Genomic DNA, 14,773 nt, shown 5'->3' with positions numbered 1-14,773 from the left:
ATGAGCACTGAGAACACCGTCCGCAACGGCGGTCGTGCCGTGGTGGCCACCCTGGCCGCCCACGGTGTCGACACGATCTTCGGCATCCCCGGCACCCATAATCTCGAGTTCTACCGGCATCTGCCGGAGTTCGGGATCCGCGCCGTGACTCCCCGCCACGAGCAGGGAGCAGGCTACGGTGCCGACGGGTACTTCCTCGTCTCCGGCAGACCCGGGGTCGTCATCACGACCTCGGGGCCGGGGCTGACGAACGTCATCACCGCCGCCGCGACCGCCTATGCCGAGTCCCGACCGATGCTCATCCTCTCCCCCGGTGTGCCCACCGGGTTCGAGCGCGCCGACGTCGGCATGCTGCACGAGACGAAGGACTCCTCCGGTGCGGTGGGCCACCTCCTCGTGTCCTCCCAGCGCACCCGCACTGCCGAAGGTGCTGCGCAGGCGGTCGCCGAGGCGTTCGCCATGTTCGACTCGGCCCGTCCCGGACCCGTGCACATCGAGGTTCCCCTCGACGTGCTTGAAGGCGCGTGGAACGGCAGCGTTCCGGTCCCGTTCGCGGGTCGCCGTCCCGGACTCGATGACCATGTGGTGTCTCGTGCCGCCGAGGCGATCCGTGCGGCGAAGCGTCCGCTGGTCATCGCCGGCGGCGGTGCCAGGGGCGCCCACGCCGAGGTGGCCCGTCTCATCGAGGCTCTCGACGCTCCCCTGGCGACGACGGCCAACGGCAAGGGCATCGTGTCCGAGACGCATCCGCTCTCACTCGGATCGAATGTGCGCTTCCCCAGCGTGCAGGCCGAATCCGCGGCGGTCGATGTGCTCATCGTGCTCGGCTCAGAATTGGCCGATTCCGACCTGTGGGGCGGAGTCATCGGTGCGCAGACGAGCATCGGTGTGCGTGATGAGTCTGCCGGGCAGACCGTCATCCGCTGCGATATCGACCCCGACCAGCTCAACAAGAACTTGCCCGGGGACATCCTCGCCTGCGCGGACACCGGCGAGTTCCTCACCGCGCTGATGAGCGCGCTCGGAATCGGAGACGACGGTGCCGCCTCGGCGAGTGATGACGGGACGGATTCGTCCGAACGACACGGATCGGCCGCCTCGGCGAAGGAGCCCGGGGCCGCTCGGGTCGCCCGGATCCGGGAGAGCTGGGCCACCGATTTCGACTTCGACGCGATCGGCGCCCGGGTCACCCGGCTCGTCGAAGAGGGAGCGGGATCGAACGTCGTCATCTCCGGTGACTCCTCGCAGGTCACCTACGACGGCACGGTGCACGCGCTGACGGCGAGCACACCCGATCAGCTGCTCTACATGCCGGGATTCGCCACCCTGGGCTACGGCATTCCCGCTGCCCTCGGAGCGAAGGTCGCCGATCCTGGCCGACCGGTCGTGTGCATCCTCGGCGATGGTGCGGCCATGTTCTCCATCCAGGAGCTCATGACCGCGGCCGAGCTGGGACTGGGCATCCCCTTCGTCGTCGTCGACAACGGCGGATATGCGGAGATCGAGGGTCAGATGGTCGACCGCGACATCGAACCGTTCGCTGTCAGGCTCGCCCGTCCGGACTTCGCGAAACTCGGCGAATCCATGGGCGGGGCCGGGGTGACGATCCCCGAGGCGGACATCGATTCCGCTCTGCCGCAGGCCATCGCCGAGGCACTCGATCGCACCGTGCCCACCGCCATCCACATCACCGTCGGTCACTGAGCCGATCCAACAGAAAGGGCCGCTGTGGACTCTTTGGTAGTCATCATCTATCTCGCCGCCATGGTGGGATTCGGAGTCTGGGGCCGCTTCAAGGCCCATAACCAGGAGGACTTCCTGGTCGCGGGGCGCCGGCTCGGCGGACTGCTGTACACCGGCACGATGTCGGCCGTCGTCCTCGGCGGCGCGTCGACGATCGGCGGAGTCGGCCTCGGCTACACGGCCGGGCTGTCGGGAATGTGGCTCGTGTTCGCGATCGGCTTGGGCATCATCGCACTCTCGCTGTTCTTCGCCCCGAAGATTCAGAAGCTCGAGATCTACACAGTCTCGCAGATGCTCGAACTCCGCTACGGCAAGGGTTCCCGCTTCGTCTCCGGAGCGATCATGACCGCCTACGGTCTGATGATCTCGACGACGTCGACGGTCGCCTATGCCACGGTCTTCCATACCCTGTTCGATCTCAACAAAGTGTGGTCGGTGCTCATCGGCGGCGGCATCGTCATCCTCTATTCGATGCTCGGAGGCATGTGGTCGATCACGCTGACGGACTTCGTGCAGTTCTTCATCCAGACGATCGGCATCTTCCTCATCATGCTGCCGCTCGTGCTCTCGAAGTCCGGAGGCATCGGCCAGCTGTTCTCCTCGCTGCCCGAATCGCACACCTCCCCGGTGGGCATCGGCTGGGAGGCGATCCTCGGCTACATCCTCATCTACACCCTCGGTCTGCTCATCGGCCAGGACATCTGGCAGCGCGTGTTCACCGCCCGCAGCCCGGGTGTGGCCAGGTGGGGCGGCTTCTCCGCCGGCGTCTACTGCCTGCTCTACGCGGTCGCCGGTGCGCTCATCGGCATGGCCGCGACGAAGATCGTGCCCGGCATCGAGGTCCAGGACGATGTGTTCGTCGCCGTCGTCGATGCCTCGATGTCTCCGGTCCTCGCCGGAATCGTGCTCGCTGCGGCTCTGGCCGCGATGATGTCGACGGCCTCGGGTTCGCTCATGGCCGCCTCGACCGTCTGCCGCCAGGACATCGTCGAACCGTTCCTCGCCCGCAAGGACATCGTGCCTGACGGAGGCGGGGCCGCCTCGGCGAGTGATTCCGACGTTTCCGGCTCGGACTCCAGATCGGGTTCGGGTGCGAAGTCGACGCTCGTGCGATCACTGGTCCGCGAGACCGGTGACGAGGTGCGCGACTCGCGCATCTACCTGATCGTGCTCGGCGTCGTGACTTTGGCGCTCGCGATGATCATGCCCAGTGTCGTCGAGGCTCTCACCGTGGCCTACAACCTGTTGGTGGCCGGTCTGTTCATTCCGATCCTCGGTGGTCTCGTGTTCAAGCGCGGAACGATCGTCGGTGTGATGGCCGGCATGATCCTCGGTGCCGTGACAACCGTGGTGGTCATGATCGTCGTGGACATCTACGCCAACGAGGCCATCTACTTGGGCCTCATCGCCTCACTGGTCGGCTACCTCGTCGGATCCTTCGCGTCGAAGCCGACCTCGCCCGAGGTCATGGCCGCATGGAAGGAACGCATCACCCGCTAATTGCTACCTGACGGCGGCCCAGCAACCTCGCGCGAGGTTGCTGGGCCGCCGTCAGGTAGTTCTGGTGGGTGAGGTCTGTGCGGGAGGACCCCGACTTGGTGCCTCAGACCACAGTCGCTTATATTCGAAGAGTCAGGCTGAGCCGCTCTCAAGTACGCCGGAAACCGGCGAGTGGGACGAGCACACATCAGCCGGTGCCCGAAAAAGGGGCACGAAGCCGCAAACCGCGCGTGTGAGACATATATGGATCCCTCATTTCCATATCTCACCAGCGAAAGGCCTGCCATGGCTCATGCCTCCGCGCACGTAGCGCACACCCTTGCCGCCCACATCGATGAGGTCTTCGGCCTCATGGGCAACGGCAATGCCTACTTCCTCGACGCCCTGCTGCGCGACACCTCGGCGACCTACACCGCCGTCCGCCACGAAGCCGGTGCCGTCGTCGCCGCCGACGCCCACTTCCGCACCTCCGGGAGGATCGCAGCCGCCACCACCACGTATGGTGCCGGATTCACGAATACGCTCACTGCCCTCGCCGAGGCGGCCCAGGCCAGAGTGCCCCTCGTCCTCGTCGTCGGGGATGAGCCCACATCCGGTCCCCGCCCCTGGGACGTCGACCAGATCGCCATGGCCTCCGCCGTGGGTGTGCGCACCTACACCGTCGGTCGCGTCGATGCCGCCGCAGCCACCGTGACCGCGATCGAGCATGCTCTGACCTACCGAGTGCCCGTCGTCCTGGCCATTCCCTATGACGTCGCGACTTTGGACCTCGGTGAGATTCCGGTTGTACCCGGCCCCAGTCGTCCCTCGCCGATGGCACCGACTGGCGAATTCGCTCATGCTGCTCTTGACCGCCTCGCGACCGATCTGGCGGGTGCGAAGCGTCCCCTGCTGCTCGCCGGCCGCGGAGCCTGGCTGGCCGGAGCCGGGACCGAACTCGGTGAACTCGTGGACATCACGGGTGCGCTCACCGTGACGACCGCACTGGGACGCAACATCTTCCCTGCGAGCGAACACGATCTGGGAGTCGCCGGCGGTTTCGGTGCCCCGGCCGCAATGGAACGGATCCGCGAAGCCGATGTGGCTGTGGTCTTCGGGGCCTCACTCAATCAGTTCACGATGCGTTTCGGGGACCTCTTCCATCCCTCGACGACGGTGTGGCAGGTCGACACCGACGACCGTGCCACGAATGCTCGAGTCGGCGGCTTCGTCCGAGCAGATGCCAAACTCGCTGCCGCCGAACTTGTGGCGCTGCTGACAGCGACCGGGATCGACGGTGCACGGAGTTCGGACAGTGCCTCCACGCGCTGGCACGATTCCGTCGACACCGCTGCTGACCGTGCCTACGTCGTCGGGTCAGAGCTCGCCGAGGATGGTCGGCTCGATCCTCGAGCGGCGGCGAACCGCCTCGGCGAGGTTCTGCCCGAGGATCGGGTCGTCGTCTCCGACGGCGGACATTTCATCGCTTGGGCGAACATGTTCTGGGAGCCCAGCGTCCCCGACCGACTGGCGATGGTCGGCACTGCCTTCCAGTCGATCGGGCTCGGCTGGCACAGTGTCGCCGGGGCAGCCCGCGCTAACCCGGACTCGACGATCGTGCTGACCACCGGTGACGGCGGCGGCGCCATGGCACTGTCCGACCTGGACACCGCGATCCGGGTCGCCGGCGGCCGCGGTATGGCTGTGGTCTTCAATGACGCGGCCTACGGTGCCGAGGTCAACCTGTATGGGCTCAAGGGGTTGGAGAAGTCGCCCATGCTCATCGACGAGATCGATTTCGCGGCCCTCGCCACAGCAGCTGGCGGGCACGGGGTCGCCGTCCGCACCTTGGCCGATCTCGCAGTCGTCGAGGAGTGGCAGTCCCGCCCCGTCGACGAACGGCCCTTCCTGCTCCTCGACCTGCGGATCTCCGGTGAGATCATCGCGCCGTACCAAGAAGAGGTCATTCGCGTGAACTCGTGAACGCGCCTAAGCAGTCACTGTGCTGGGCCGGGGTTTCGCGGCCGGCGCGTGGCTGCTGTCTGACACCCTCGATCCTTCCCGTTTCAGGCAAGCCGGGCCTCGGCCGAATGGCGGATCGTGATCGGCCGAGTGGTCGGAACTCTCGGATCTCGCGAGGGCGTCGCGAAGTGGGTGCCCAGACGACGGTATGGCGGTCGATGCCGTGGCAGGTCGTCGCCGTGGCAGGTCAGTTGTCTGCGGACCGCGCCGCGCGGTTGGCCGTCGTCCAGGCTCTGACAAAGAGGCCGAGGATGAGCAGCCATCCCGCGACCGCGAGAACGGCTCCGTCTGCCTTCGGCCAGGCGAATTTCTCAACGCTCAACAGTGCAATCGAGAAGCCGACGGCGATGATGCTGATGGTGATGAGCATGGGAATCGCCGCACGGTGGCCGGCCTGCCATGCGGCCTCGGACCGCATCGTCACGCCGACCGGATTCCGATCGCACGATTGCGGGGCAGACGATCGCCGCGGATGACCAATACGAGAACGATGCAGACAACGGCGAGGAGCAGGTAGCCGATCAGCGGTGGACAGAGCATCGGTGCCGGTCTCCTCTTTGAACTCGGATCCACCGTATCGTATGGGGGCTGGCCTCAGCGGATGTCGTGACCTCAACGATGAAATCGGCGGCGGACGGAAGGACCGGTGGGAACGGTCCTGTCCGGCCGCCTCGGCGAAGGTGTTCGCTGTCTTCGACGTTTCGCTGTTGCAACGTCTCGACGTTGTCAGTCCGGGGATATTCGGACAGCGAAAAGCCCCGGATCCTTGCGGAATCCGGGGCTATGACACGTGGAGATGGCGGGAATCGAACCCGCGTCCGTCGGCAGATTGTCAGGACTTCTCCGGGCGCAGTTCGTGAAGTAGTGTCTTAGGTTCTGGCTATCGCACGAACACGTAAGCCAACGAACGGAGTTGAGTGAAAGTCCCTCAGGCACCCCCAACATGTGCCTGAAGCAGTGGCCTCTTAAACGACGCCAGGATCTAGAGCAGAGGCAACTCTAGGCTGACGGATTCGCAGCTCGCGCTCTATCAGGCAGCGAGGGCGAAATCGGTGCGGTTGTTAGACTTAGCACCTATTGTTTTGCAGAGGACATTAACGAGATGACTCTGCATTCTCGGCCCGCTTCTCCCGACGCAGTGTCCAACGTCGAAACCGATCATCCCCATATTCTGTTACCAATCCTGATCAGCTGTTTCATCCGCCGAGGCGGCTGCTGGCGCCGATCAGATACTCCAGCATACTCGTACAACGCAGACCGAGCCAATTGCATTCCCTGAACTCCGCGAATATGTGACCGGGCGTGCGCGGATGCGCTCGGACCGCCTCGGCGAAGGAGACGGTGGAGATGGCGGGAATCGAACCCGCCGTCAACCAACCCTTACAGGTACTGCTTGGACTTCATGGCGCGTTCGGCTTCGCGCTTGTCCTGCGCTTCGCGCAGTGCCTGTCGCTTATCCCATTCGCGCTTGCCGCGGGCCAGGGCGATCTCGACCTTGACACGTGAGCCGTCGAAGTACAGCTCCAGCGGGACCAGGGTACGGCCGGATTCCTTGACTTTCTGCGAGATCTTGAGGATCTCCTCGCGGTGAAGCAGCAGCTTACGACGGCGGCGGGCCGAGTGATTCGTCCAGGTTCCCTGCAGGTATTCGGGAATGTAGACGTTCTCCAGCCAGGCCTCATTCTGGAAGATGAGGGCGAAGCCGTCGGTGAGCGAGGCTCGGCCTTCGCGCAGCGATTTCACCTCGGTGCCGGTGAGTACGAGTCCGGCCTCCCACGTGTCTTCGATGTGATAGTCGTGGCGCGCCTTGCGGTTCCTCGCAATGACTTTCTTGCCTGTGTCCTTCGGCATGACCGGCCTCCTCTCTGCTCCCGATCACCTGTGCACGCGTTCGCGGGCACAGCCACCAATTCTAGCCCATCGGCACCCTTCCGCACGCCCGTCCCCTCTTAGAACTACCTGACGGCGGCCCAGATACCTCGCGCGAGGTTGCTGGGCCGCCGTCAGGTAGCAATCAGAAGATGAAGGGTTTCGGGTCGACGTAGCCGCCGTTCTCCATGATCTCGAAGTGCAGGTGGCAGCCGGTCGAAGCTCCCGTCGTACCGGAGTACGAGATGACGTCGCCCTTCTTGATCCGCTGCCCGTCATGGACCTTGAGCTTCGTGTTGTGGTTGTACGTCGACGCGATCGACTTGCCCTTGATCTTGCCGTGGGAGATGACGACGCGGTTGCCGTAGCCGCCGGTCCAGCCGGAGGTGACGACGATGCCGTCGCCGGCCGCGCGGATCGGGGTGCCGCAGGGCACGCCGAAGTCCATTCCGGTATGCAGCTTCTTCGCCCCCGTGATCGGGTGGACGCGGTATCCGAACGGAGACGTCGTCGGGTATCCCTTGGCCGGATTGGCCAGGACTCCGTCACCGAAGACGAACTTGCCCTTCTTCTCCTGCTCCTTCTCCCATTCCCGGACCTTCTCGGCCAACCGGTCCTGCTCGGCCTTCTCATCGGCCAGCTGCTTCTCGGTCTTGTCCTTGTTGTCGGAGATCGTCTTCTCCGCGTCGTCCTTCGCGGAGATGAGGTCGTTGAGGCTGTCGGCCTTCTTCTTCGCATCGACCTGCGCGGCCTCTTTGGCCAGCACAGCCTCGGCGGCTTCGTCCTTGAGATCGGAGATCTTATCGGTCACGCCCGAGAGCCGCTCTTCGTTGTTCTTGTTCAGCGCCCGCTGTTCGGAGAGCTTGTCGATCGTGCGCTGTTGGGATCGCACCGCCGAGTCGACACGGCCGATACCGCCGTCGGCGCTCGTGCCCTCGGCCATCTGCAGCAGCATCGCCAGATCGGAGGTGATGCCCGAGTTCTGGTAGGCCTGTCGTCCGATGCGCGCCGCCGAGGTCTTGTGCTTGTCGATCTCCTCCGTGCCGGACTTGATCGTGTCCTTGAGATCCTTCTGCGCGTTCTCCGCCGAAGTCAGGCGTGCGGCCATGTCCTGGTCCTTCTCGATCGCCTCAGCCAGTGCATCGTCGGCGGCCTTCGATTCGGCTTCGGCGTCCGGCAGCTTCTCCTGCGCGGCATCGCGTTCGGCGATGACGCGGGCGAGATCCTCGTCGAGGCCTTCGAACTCCTGTTGGAGTTCCTTGACGCGTTCGTCGACCTCGCTCTTGTCGTCGCGAGGATCGGCCACCACCGAGGTGACCGGCATGACCACTGCCAGTGCGGCTGCTGTGAGGACGAGTCCGAGTCTGCGTCTCATCTCAGACCTTCGTGTACTTGTTCAGCGTGATCAGCGACGAGGCTCCGGCCATGAGCACGCCGATGATGATGAGTACGGGGGTGATGAGGAGAACGTCCCATCCGGAGATGAGGCTGAATCCCGTGGCCTGCGACTGCAGCCAACCGCTGACTCCGAAGTGGACGAGCAGTCCCAGGGCACCGGCGGACAGTGTCGCACCGATGGCCGAGGCGATGACGCCCTCGAGCAGGAACGGCATCTGGATGAAGGTGTTCGACGCGCCGACGAGCCTCATGATGCCGGTCTCCCGGCGCCGCGAGAACGCGGAGAGTCGAATGGTCGTGGCGATGAGCAGCATCGCGCACAACAGCATGATGCCGGCGATCGCGATCGCCACGATGGTCGCGATGTTGAGCACCCCGAACAGGCGATCGAGCAGCTGATTCTGGTCGACGACCTCTTCCACCCCGGGAGTCGACGAGAACGTCTCCTTGATGATGTCGTACTTCTCGGCGTCCTTGAGTTTGACCCGGAAGGACTCGTTCATCTCGTCCTTGGGCACGGTGCCCTCGAGGCTGGTGCCCTTGAACTGCTCCTGGAAGTGCTCGTAGGCCTCGGTCTTGTCTTCGAAGTAGACCTTGTCGACATACGGGGCCAGATCGGAGCTTTCGAGTTCGGACCGGATCTGATCCTTCTGGTCGCCAGTGACCTCACCGTCGACGCAGTTCGTCGCTTCCGAATCCGGCGGGCACAGGAACACGGAGACCTGCACGCGGTCATACCAGAAGTCCTTCATCTGCCCGACCTGCATCTGCAGCAGGATCGCGGCACCGACGAAGAGCAGGGACACGAAGGTCACGAGCACGACGGAGATGACCATGGAGAAGTTCCGGCGCAGGCCCGACCAGACTTCGGAGAGGATGAAACCGGCCCTCATGAGGCGACTCCGTAGGTGCCTTCTTCGACGTCGCGGACGATTTCGCCTTCGCGCAGTTCGATGACCCGCCGGCGCATCCGGTTGACGATCTCGCCGTCGTGGGTGGCCATGAGCACGGTGGTGCCGTTGCGGTTGATCTTCTCCAGCACGTTCATGATGTCGGCGCTTGTGGCCGGGTCGAGGTTGCCCGTCGGCTCGTCGGCGAGCAGGATTCCGGGTTTGTTGACCACGGCGCGGGCGATGGCCACACGCTGCTGCTCACCGCCGGAGAGCTCACTGGGGTAGCGCTTCTCCTTGCCGGCCAGGCCCACGGTCTCGAGGACGTCGGGGACGAGGGTCGACATGGCCGCGCGGGATTTTCCGATCACTTGGAGGGCGAAGGCGACATTGGCGAACACGGTTTTGTTCGGCAGCAGGCGGAAGTCCTGGAACACGGTTCCGATCCCCCGCCGCAGGTAGGGCACCTTCCAGCTGGGCATCTTCACCACGGATTTTCCGGCGATGTGGATGCGACCGGAGCTGGGCACCTCTTCACGCAGAATGAGTCGGATGACCGTGGACTTTCCCGAGCCGGACGCCCCGACGAGGAACACGAATTCCCCGCGGTCAGCCTCGAAGGAGATGTCATCGAGTGCTTTGCGGGAACGTGTGTCGTAGGACTTCGAAACGGAGTCGAATCTGATCAAGTCGGTCTTCAATCATGTTGCGGGTGGCTCGGCCGCTTCCACTGTACGTAACAGTTCCGTGATGTTCGCGGAGGCGGCCGGGCGTGTGTTGCGATCTGATGAAGTTCACAGTCGCCTCGGTGATGGTCGCTCCCTCGCCGAGGCAGCCGACCCTCAGTCGGCCATCGACCGAGTCAGGCGGCGCAGTGCCGTTGACCGAAAGATCAGGCCTGTTGCCCGAAGAGTCAGGCTCAGGCCTCGGCCTCTTCGGCCATCTCCTGCTCCTTGCGCCAGCGGATGCCGGCTTCGATGAGTCCGTCGAGGTCACCGTCGAAGACGGCCGAGGGGTTGTTGACCTCGTAGCCGGTGCGCAGGTCCTTGACCATCTGGTACGGATGGGTCACGTAGGAGCGCATCTGATCGCCCCAGCTGGCCTTGATATCGCCGGCCAGCTCCTTCTTCTGCGCGGCCTCTTCCTGGCGTTTGAGGTCGAGCAGTCGCGACTGCAGGACGCGCATCGCGGCCTCGCGGTTCTGGATCTGGGACTTCTCGTTCTGCATGCTCACAACCACACCGGTGGGGATGTGCGTGATGCGCACGGCCGAGTCCGTCGTGTTCACGGACTGCCCGCCGGGACCCGAGGACCGGTAGACGTCGATGCGCAGATCGTTCTCGTCGATCTCGACATGGTCGGTCGATTCGATGAGCGGGACCACCTCGACAGCGGCGAAGGAGGTCTGGCGGCGGCCCTGGTTGTCGAAGGGGCTGATGCGCACGAGACGGTGAGTGCCTGCCTCGACCGACAACGTGCCGTAGGCGTAGGGCGCGTCGATCTGGATCGTCGCGGACTTGATGCCCGCACCTTCGGCATAGGAGGTGTCGAGCTCCTGGACCTTGTAGCCGCGATTCTCCGCCCACCGGACGTACATGCGGGTGAGCATCTGCGCCCAGTCGGTCGCGTCGTCGCCGCCGGCGCCCGAGCGCACGGTCACGACGGCGGAGCGCTCGTCGTATTCATGGCTGAGCAAGGTCGAGATCTCGAGTTCGGCCAGCTGATCGCGCAACTTCTTGATGTCGCGGTCGGCCTCTTCGAGCGATTCCGAGTCGCCTTCGTCCTGGGACATCTCGACGAGCAGCTCGGCATCGTCGATGCGCTCGCCGAACTTCTCCAGCTTCTCCAGGGTGCCCTGCTTGTGCGAGAGCTTGGCCGAGGTCTTCTGTGCCGAATCGGGGTCGTCCCAGAACGTCGGCGACGACGCCTGCTCCGTGAGTTCGGCAACCTCGTCGCGCAGGTTGTCCAGATCGGACACGTCGAGAATTGCTTTGTACGTCTGGCGGAGGTTGGCGATTTCAGAAGAGTAATCAGTGGAGGCCATAATGATCCGATTCTAGTGCATGCCCTCCCCCGAGCATGAAACGGCGCCGAGGCGGTCGACCGTTGAGATTGCGAGGACTGATCGATCGAGGCCTGCCCCGATCAGTCGCCCTGGCCCCAAAAAGCGCCGCCGGCGGAAGATCTGATTCATCCCGCCAGCGGCGCGGCTCACATCGCTTCATACGAAGACTGGTGAGGAAAATATAGACCGAAACCCACCCTTGCGCAAGACGAAAACACCCCACAATGACATTCATGAAACTACACAGTGAGCATTTGCAGAGCCCATTCCCAGTTATCCACAGATTTCGGAATTCACTAGATTCTTCATTCGACTACAGGTAGGTTAAACAGCAAATCACGCTGTCAATTGAATGATCGGGCAAGGGTTCAGAGTGGAAGCCACCGAAGTCATCACCAGCGAGGTTCACAAGCGGATCAGAGATCTCGATGTGGATCCCCGCGCCGATATTCAGCGCTCTCGCGAGCTCATTCGCACCGTCATCGCCGAATACGATGAGCGCAGCCTCGTCGCCGATCTCCCGGTGCTCGAGGACAAGGAGGCGACGTTTCGGCATATCGATCATCAGCTCTCAGGTTTCGGTGCCCTGCAGGACTATTTCGATGATCCGCACGTCGAAGAGATCTGGGTGAACTCCCCAAGTGAGGTCTTCATCGCCGTCGATGGAATCCATCAGCTGACGACGACGAAGCTGAGTTCGGGCGAACTCGACGACCTCATCGAGCGGATGTTGCGCACCTCGGGCCGTCGCGTCGATCTTTCCCAACCTTTTGTCGACGCCATCCTGCCCGACGGTTCCCGGCTGCATGTCGTGCTGCCCGATATCACGCGCACTCATCCGGCCGTGAATATCCGCAAGTTCATCGCCCGGCCGCGCAACCTCGCCAATCTCGTCGCTTACGGCTCACTGACTCCCACAGCCGCCGAGTTCCTCGACGCAGCCGTGACGTGCGGTGCCAATATCCTCGTCTCCGGAGCAACTCAGGCCGGCAAAACAACCATGCTCAATGCCTTGGCCGGCTCGATACCGGCCCGCGAACGCACGATCTCCTGCGAAGAGGTCTTCGAACTCAACCTGCCCAGCCGCGACTGGGTTCCCATGCAATGCCGTCAGCCGTCGCTCGAAGGAACCGGCGAAGTCACCCTCCGCGCCCTCGTCAAAGAGGCTTTGCGGATGCGGCCGACGCGCATCATCGTCGGCGAGGTCCGAGAAGCCGAAAGTCTCGACCTCCTGGTCGCGCTGAATTCCGGGCTGCCGGGAATGGGGACCATCCACGCGAACTCCGCTCGGGCGGCGATCACGAAGATCTGCACTCTGCCTCTTTTGGCTGGGGCGAACAATCGATTGGGGATGTGCAAACACAACATCCGATATGGCTGGCCGACCGCAACTGACTATATGCGTTCCACCGAACCTACTCGTCACGGTCGACGACAACCTCGAGACTGTCTCGGAGCAAATAAATTTCGTCTGGATTCAGGATAATTTTGTCACCCACGTTGAACCGCGTCACCATCTTGCACTTGACGCCGTGATCTTTAGAAATGACCCCACCGCAATGGGCAATGTCGTGCCTCAAGTGCCGCAAATCACCCATGACATCTGACGAAATCTTTTTGAGCTCGACTCCCTCAAGTTTTGCAAACTCTGGCCGATAGTAATTCTCCCACCGAGCGAAGATGAGCGTGATCCATGCATGAGTGAGCCATTCGCGCAACCAGCCGTTCGTGTCAATTGCGCCATTCAGATCGCTGAGTCGCCATCGAGCATCTATGCGAGCACCCGGTGTGGTGGGCGCGTCTTCGCTGACCGTCATGAGTGGATCAGGATTGCTGGCGGTAGGTCGAATATTGGCCGAATCAGCAGACTTGGACAGACCAAGCTGAGTGAAAGCCATCGTACTGGAGGAAGTCAAGAATTCATGACTCAGCTCGTCGAATAGTTCCTGGCTCATCACAGTAGTATGGCACGACACCTGTCGCGAGGTTCCAGTGAGAAACTACCCATATGAACCGACCTGTCAACGATATGCAGCTCCGCGTACTTCGCTGGGTGGCCGATGGCGCGGACCTTGACAATCCACCGAACGATACGTTCAAGAAGAGCGCCGGTGCACTCAGAGATCGAAGACTCATCAAGGTCAGCAAGAGCAACGGGAAGTGGGACGCCACGATCACCGAGATAGGCACCTACTACCTCGAGCACGGCCGATATCCACAACCGAATCGAGCCCCTTCCAACCGCCGTCCGAGTACACCGCCCCAGTCTCGAACCGCACCCAGCAAGTCACCTAAGGACCCGACTGTCGTCACGTCGAAGCCAGAGCCGACACCGGCCGCGCCCCTCAAACCGCCCGGCTCTATCGACATCCCGACTCAACTGCGCCGTCCGCACAAAGCGGTGCGCGAGATCATCGATCACAAAGCGCGTCTCGACGTGCCGAAGGAACAGCAGCAGCGAGCTCTGCTCATTCTTCATGCCCTCGTTCAAGAAGCGATCCGCCGCAATTGGACAGTGACGGCGAATCCATCGACGTTCCGTAGCGACCCGTGGACGGACCGTCGTACGAGAGTCTCCCCCGGTGCCGATCTGTTCACGATTGACGCCGGCGACAAACCAGTCGCGATTCGGCTCCGGATGCGACAGAAGCGCGTCGACCACGAGCTCACCGAGAAGGAGATCGCCGACCAGAAGCGATACAGGTGGTCATTCGCCCCTAAATACGACTTCGTACAGACGGAGAGGATGAGGCTCGAGATCAGGGAGAGCTCCTCGAACGCATACGTCGTTGAAGACACCGCGGCGACACGAATCGAGGACAAGTTGATCCGAGCGGTCGAACGTATCGCCGAAGCCTCGGTCAAGGAACGCGAACTGGTCGAGCGGCGGCGACAGCGCGACATCGAGATCGCCGAAGAACGACGTCAAGCAGAGATTCTCCGACAGCGCGCAGAACGGTACAGCTCGTGGTTCGAGACTCTCGATCAGCTGAGATCCAACGTCATCCGTCACCGCGAACTTGCCGACACCGTGGCCAGGCTGAGACAGGCTGTCGAGCTCAGAGATCCTGACGGCGAGAACTTCGATGCGCTGGGTGAGTACTTGGCCTGGTCAGAACAGCACCTTGAAGAGTCCGACCCGCTTCGAAAAATCGCACTCCCAAGCGGAGAGCGTCCTGATCTCAGCTACGAAGAATGGCGGGAATGGAGCCGGCGAAACCCGAGCAACTTGCACAGGCCGTTCGTAAACTACCGCCAGACGGGCAACGCCTGGTAGTCGACGAAAGGTATTGCGTAGGTCAAGAGC

Annotated in this window: 12 protein-coding genes and 1 other RNA gene; 5 read left to right on the top strand and 8 right to left on the bottom strand. The window is 63.0% G+C overall.

Annotation, left to right across the window (positions count from 1 at the left end; translation table 11 throughout):
• The 3 genes from SB749_RS15225 to SB749_RS15215 all read left to right on the top strand — a co-directional run bounded on the left by SB749_RS15225 (window position 1) and on the right by SB749_RS15215 (window position 5,205).
• Complete coding sequence (locus tag SB749_RS15225) at window positions 1-1,704, top strand: thiamine pyrophosphate-binding protein (RefSeq protein ID WP_410711060.1); 1,704 nt, start codon at window positions 1-3, stop codon at window positions 1,702-1,704.
• A 24-nt stretch (window positions 1,705-1,728) separates the two neighbouring features.
• Window positions 1,729-3,243 (top strand): sodium:solute symporter, encoded by a 1,515-nt coding sequence (locus SB749_RS15220; protein WP_410711059.1) that lies wholly within the window; start codon window positions 1,729-1,731, stop codon window positions 3,241-3,243.
• Between the two features lie 285 nt (window positions 3,244-3,528).
• A complete protein-coding gene (locus SB749_RS15215) occupies window positions 3,529-5,205 on the top strand; it encodes a thiamine pyrophosphate-binding protein (protein WP_410711058.1) in 1,677 nt (558 codons plus the stop codon).
• A gap of 226 nt (window positions 5,206-5,431) precedes the next feature.
• Here the strand turns inward: SB749_RS15215 and SB749_RS15210 are convergent, their stop codons facing one another.
• The 7 genes from SB749_RS15210 to prfB all read right to left on the bottom strand — a co-directional run bounded on the left by SB749_RS15210 (window position 5,432) and on the right by prfB (window position 11,445).
• Window positions 5,432-5,668 carry a hypothetical protein gene (locus SB749_RS15210; protein ID WP_410711057.1) on the bottom strand — a complete coding sequence of 79 codons (237 nt, stop codon included), beginning with the start codon at window positions 5,666-5,668 and terminating at the stop codon, window positions 5,432-5,434.
• Window positions 5,669-6,032: 364 nt separating this feature from the next.
• Window positions 6,033-6,410, bottom strand: a transfer-messenger RNA (tmRNA) gene (gene ssrA, locus SB749_RS15205).
• Window positions 6,411-6,624: 214 nt separating this feature from the next.
• Window positions 6,625-7,095 (bottom strand): SsrA-binding protein SmpB, encoded by a 471-nt coding sequence (smpB, locus tag SB749_RS15200; protein WP_101547462.1) that lies wholly within the window; start codon window positions 7,093-7,095, stop codon window positions 6,625-6,627.
• A gap of 163 nt (window positions 7,096-7,258) precedes the next feature.
• Window positions 7,259-8,488 (bottom strand): peptidoglycan DD-metalloendopeptidase family protein, encoded by a 1,230-nt coding sequence (locus tag SB749_RS15195; protein ID WP_410711056.1) that lies wholly within the window; start codon window positions 8,486-8,488, stop codon window positions 7,259-7,261.
• Between the two features lies 1 nt (window position 8,489).
• Window positions 8,490-9,404 carry a permease-like cell division protein FtsX gene (ftsX, locus tag SB749_RS15190; protein WP_173151924.1) on the bottom strand — a complete coding sequence of 305 codons (915 nt, stop codon included), beginning with the start codon at window positions 9,402-9,404 and terminating at the stop codon, window positions 8,490-8,492.
• A complete protein-coding gene (gene ftsE, locus SB749_RS15185; protein ID WP_139908579.1) occupies window positions 9,401-10,090 on the bottom strand; it encodes a cell division ATP-binding protein FtsE in 690 nt (229 codons plus the stop codon). The genes ftsX and ftsE overlap by 4 nt, the downstream gene beginning before the upstream one ends.
• Before the next feature lie 230 nt (window positions 10,091-10,320).
• Window positions 10,321-11,445 carry a peptide chain release factor 2 gene (gene prfB, locus SB749_RS15180; RefSeq protein WP_410711055.1) on the bottom strand — a complete coding sequence of 375 codons (1,125 nt, stop codon included), beginning with the start codon at window positions 11,443-11,445 and terminating at the stop codon, window positions 10,321-10,323.
• A gap of 394 nt (window positions 11,446-11,839) precedes the next feature.
• Here prfB and SB749_RS15175 point away from each other — a divergent pair, with 394 nt between their 5' ends.
• Complete coding sequence (locus tag SB749_RS15175; protein ID WP_410711054.1) at window positions 11,840-12,952, top strand: CpaF family protein; 1,113 nt, start codon at window positions 11,840-11,842, stop codon at window positions 12,950-12,952.
• On the opposite strand, the gene SB749_RS15170 is transcribed toward SB749_RS15175, so the two are convergent.
• Window positions 12,882-13,421 carry a hypothetical protein gene (locus SB749_RS15170; RefSeq protein ID WP_410711053.1) on the bottom strand — a complete coding sequence of 180 codons (540 nt, stop codon included), beginning with the start codon at window positions 13,419-13,421 and terminating at the stop codon, window positions 12,882-12,884. The two genes, SB749_RS15175 and SB749_RS15170, sit on opposite strands and share 71 nt — an antisense overlap.
• Before the next feature lie 446 nt (window positions 13,422-13,867).
• On the opposite strand from SB749_RS15170, the gene SB749_RS15165 reads away from it, so the two are divergent.
• Entirely contained in the window at window positions 13,868-14,743 is an 876-nt protein-coding gene (locus SB749_RS15165) for a hypothetical protein (RefSeq protein ID WP_410711052.1), read from the top strand.
• The last annotated feature ends 30 nt before the right edge of the window (window positions 14,744-14,773 follow it).

It is taken from the genome of Brevibacterium sp. SIMBA_078, assembly GCF_046534565.1.
Lineage (GTDB): Bacteria > Actinomycetota > Actinomycetes > Actinomycetales > Brevibacteriaceae > Brevibacterium.
The sequence above is the reverse complement of the archived record's forward strand: the minus strand, read 5'-3'. Positions and strand labels throughout refer to the sequence as shown.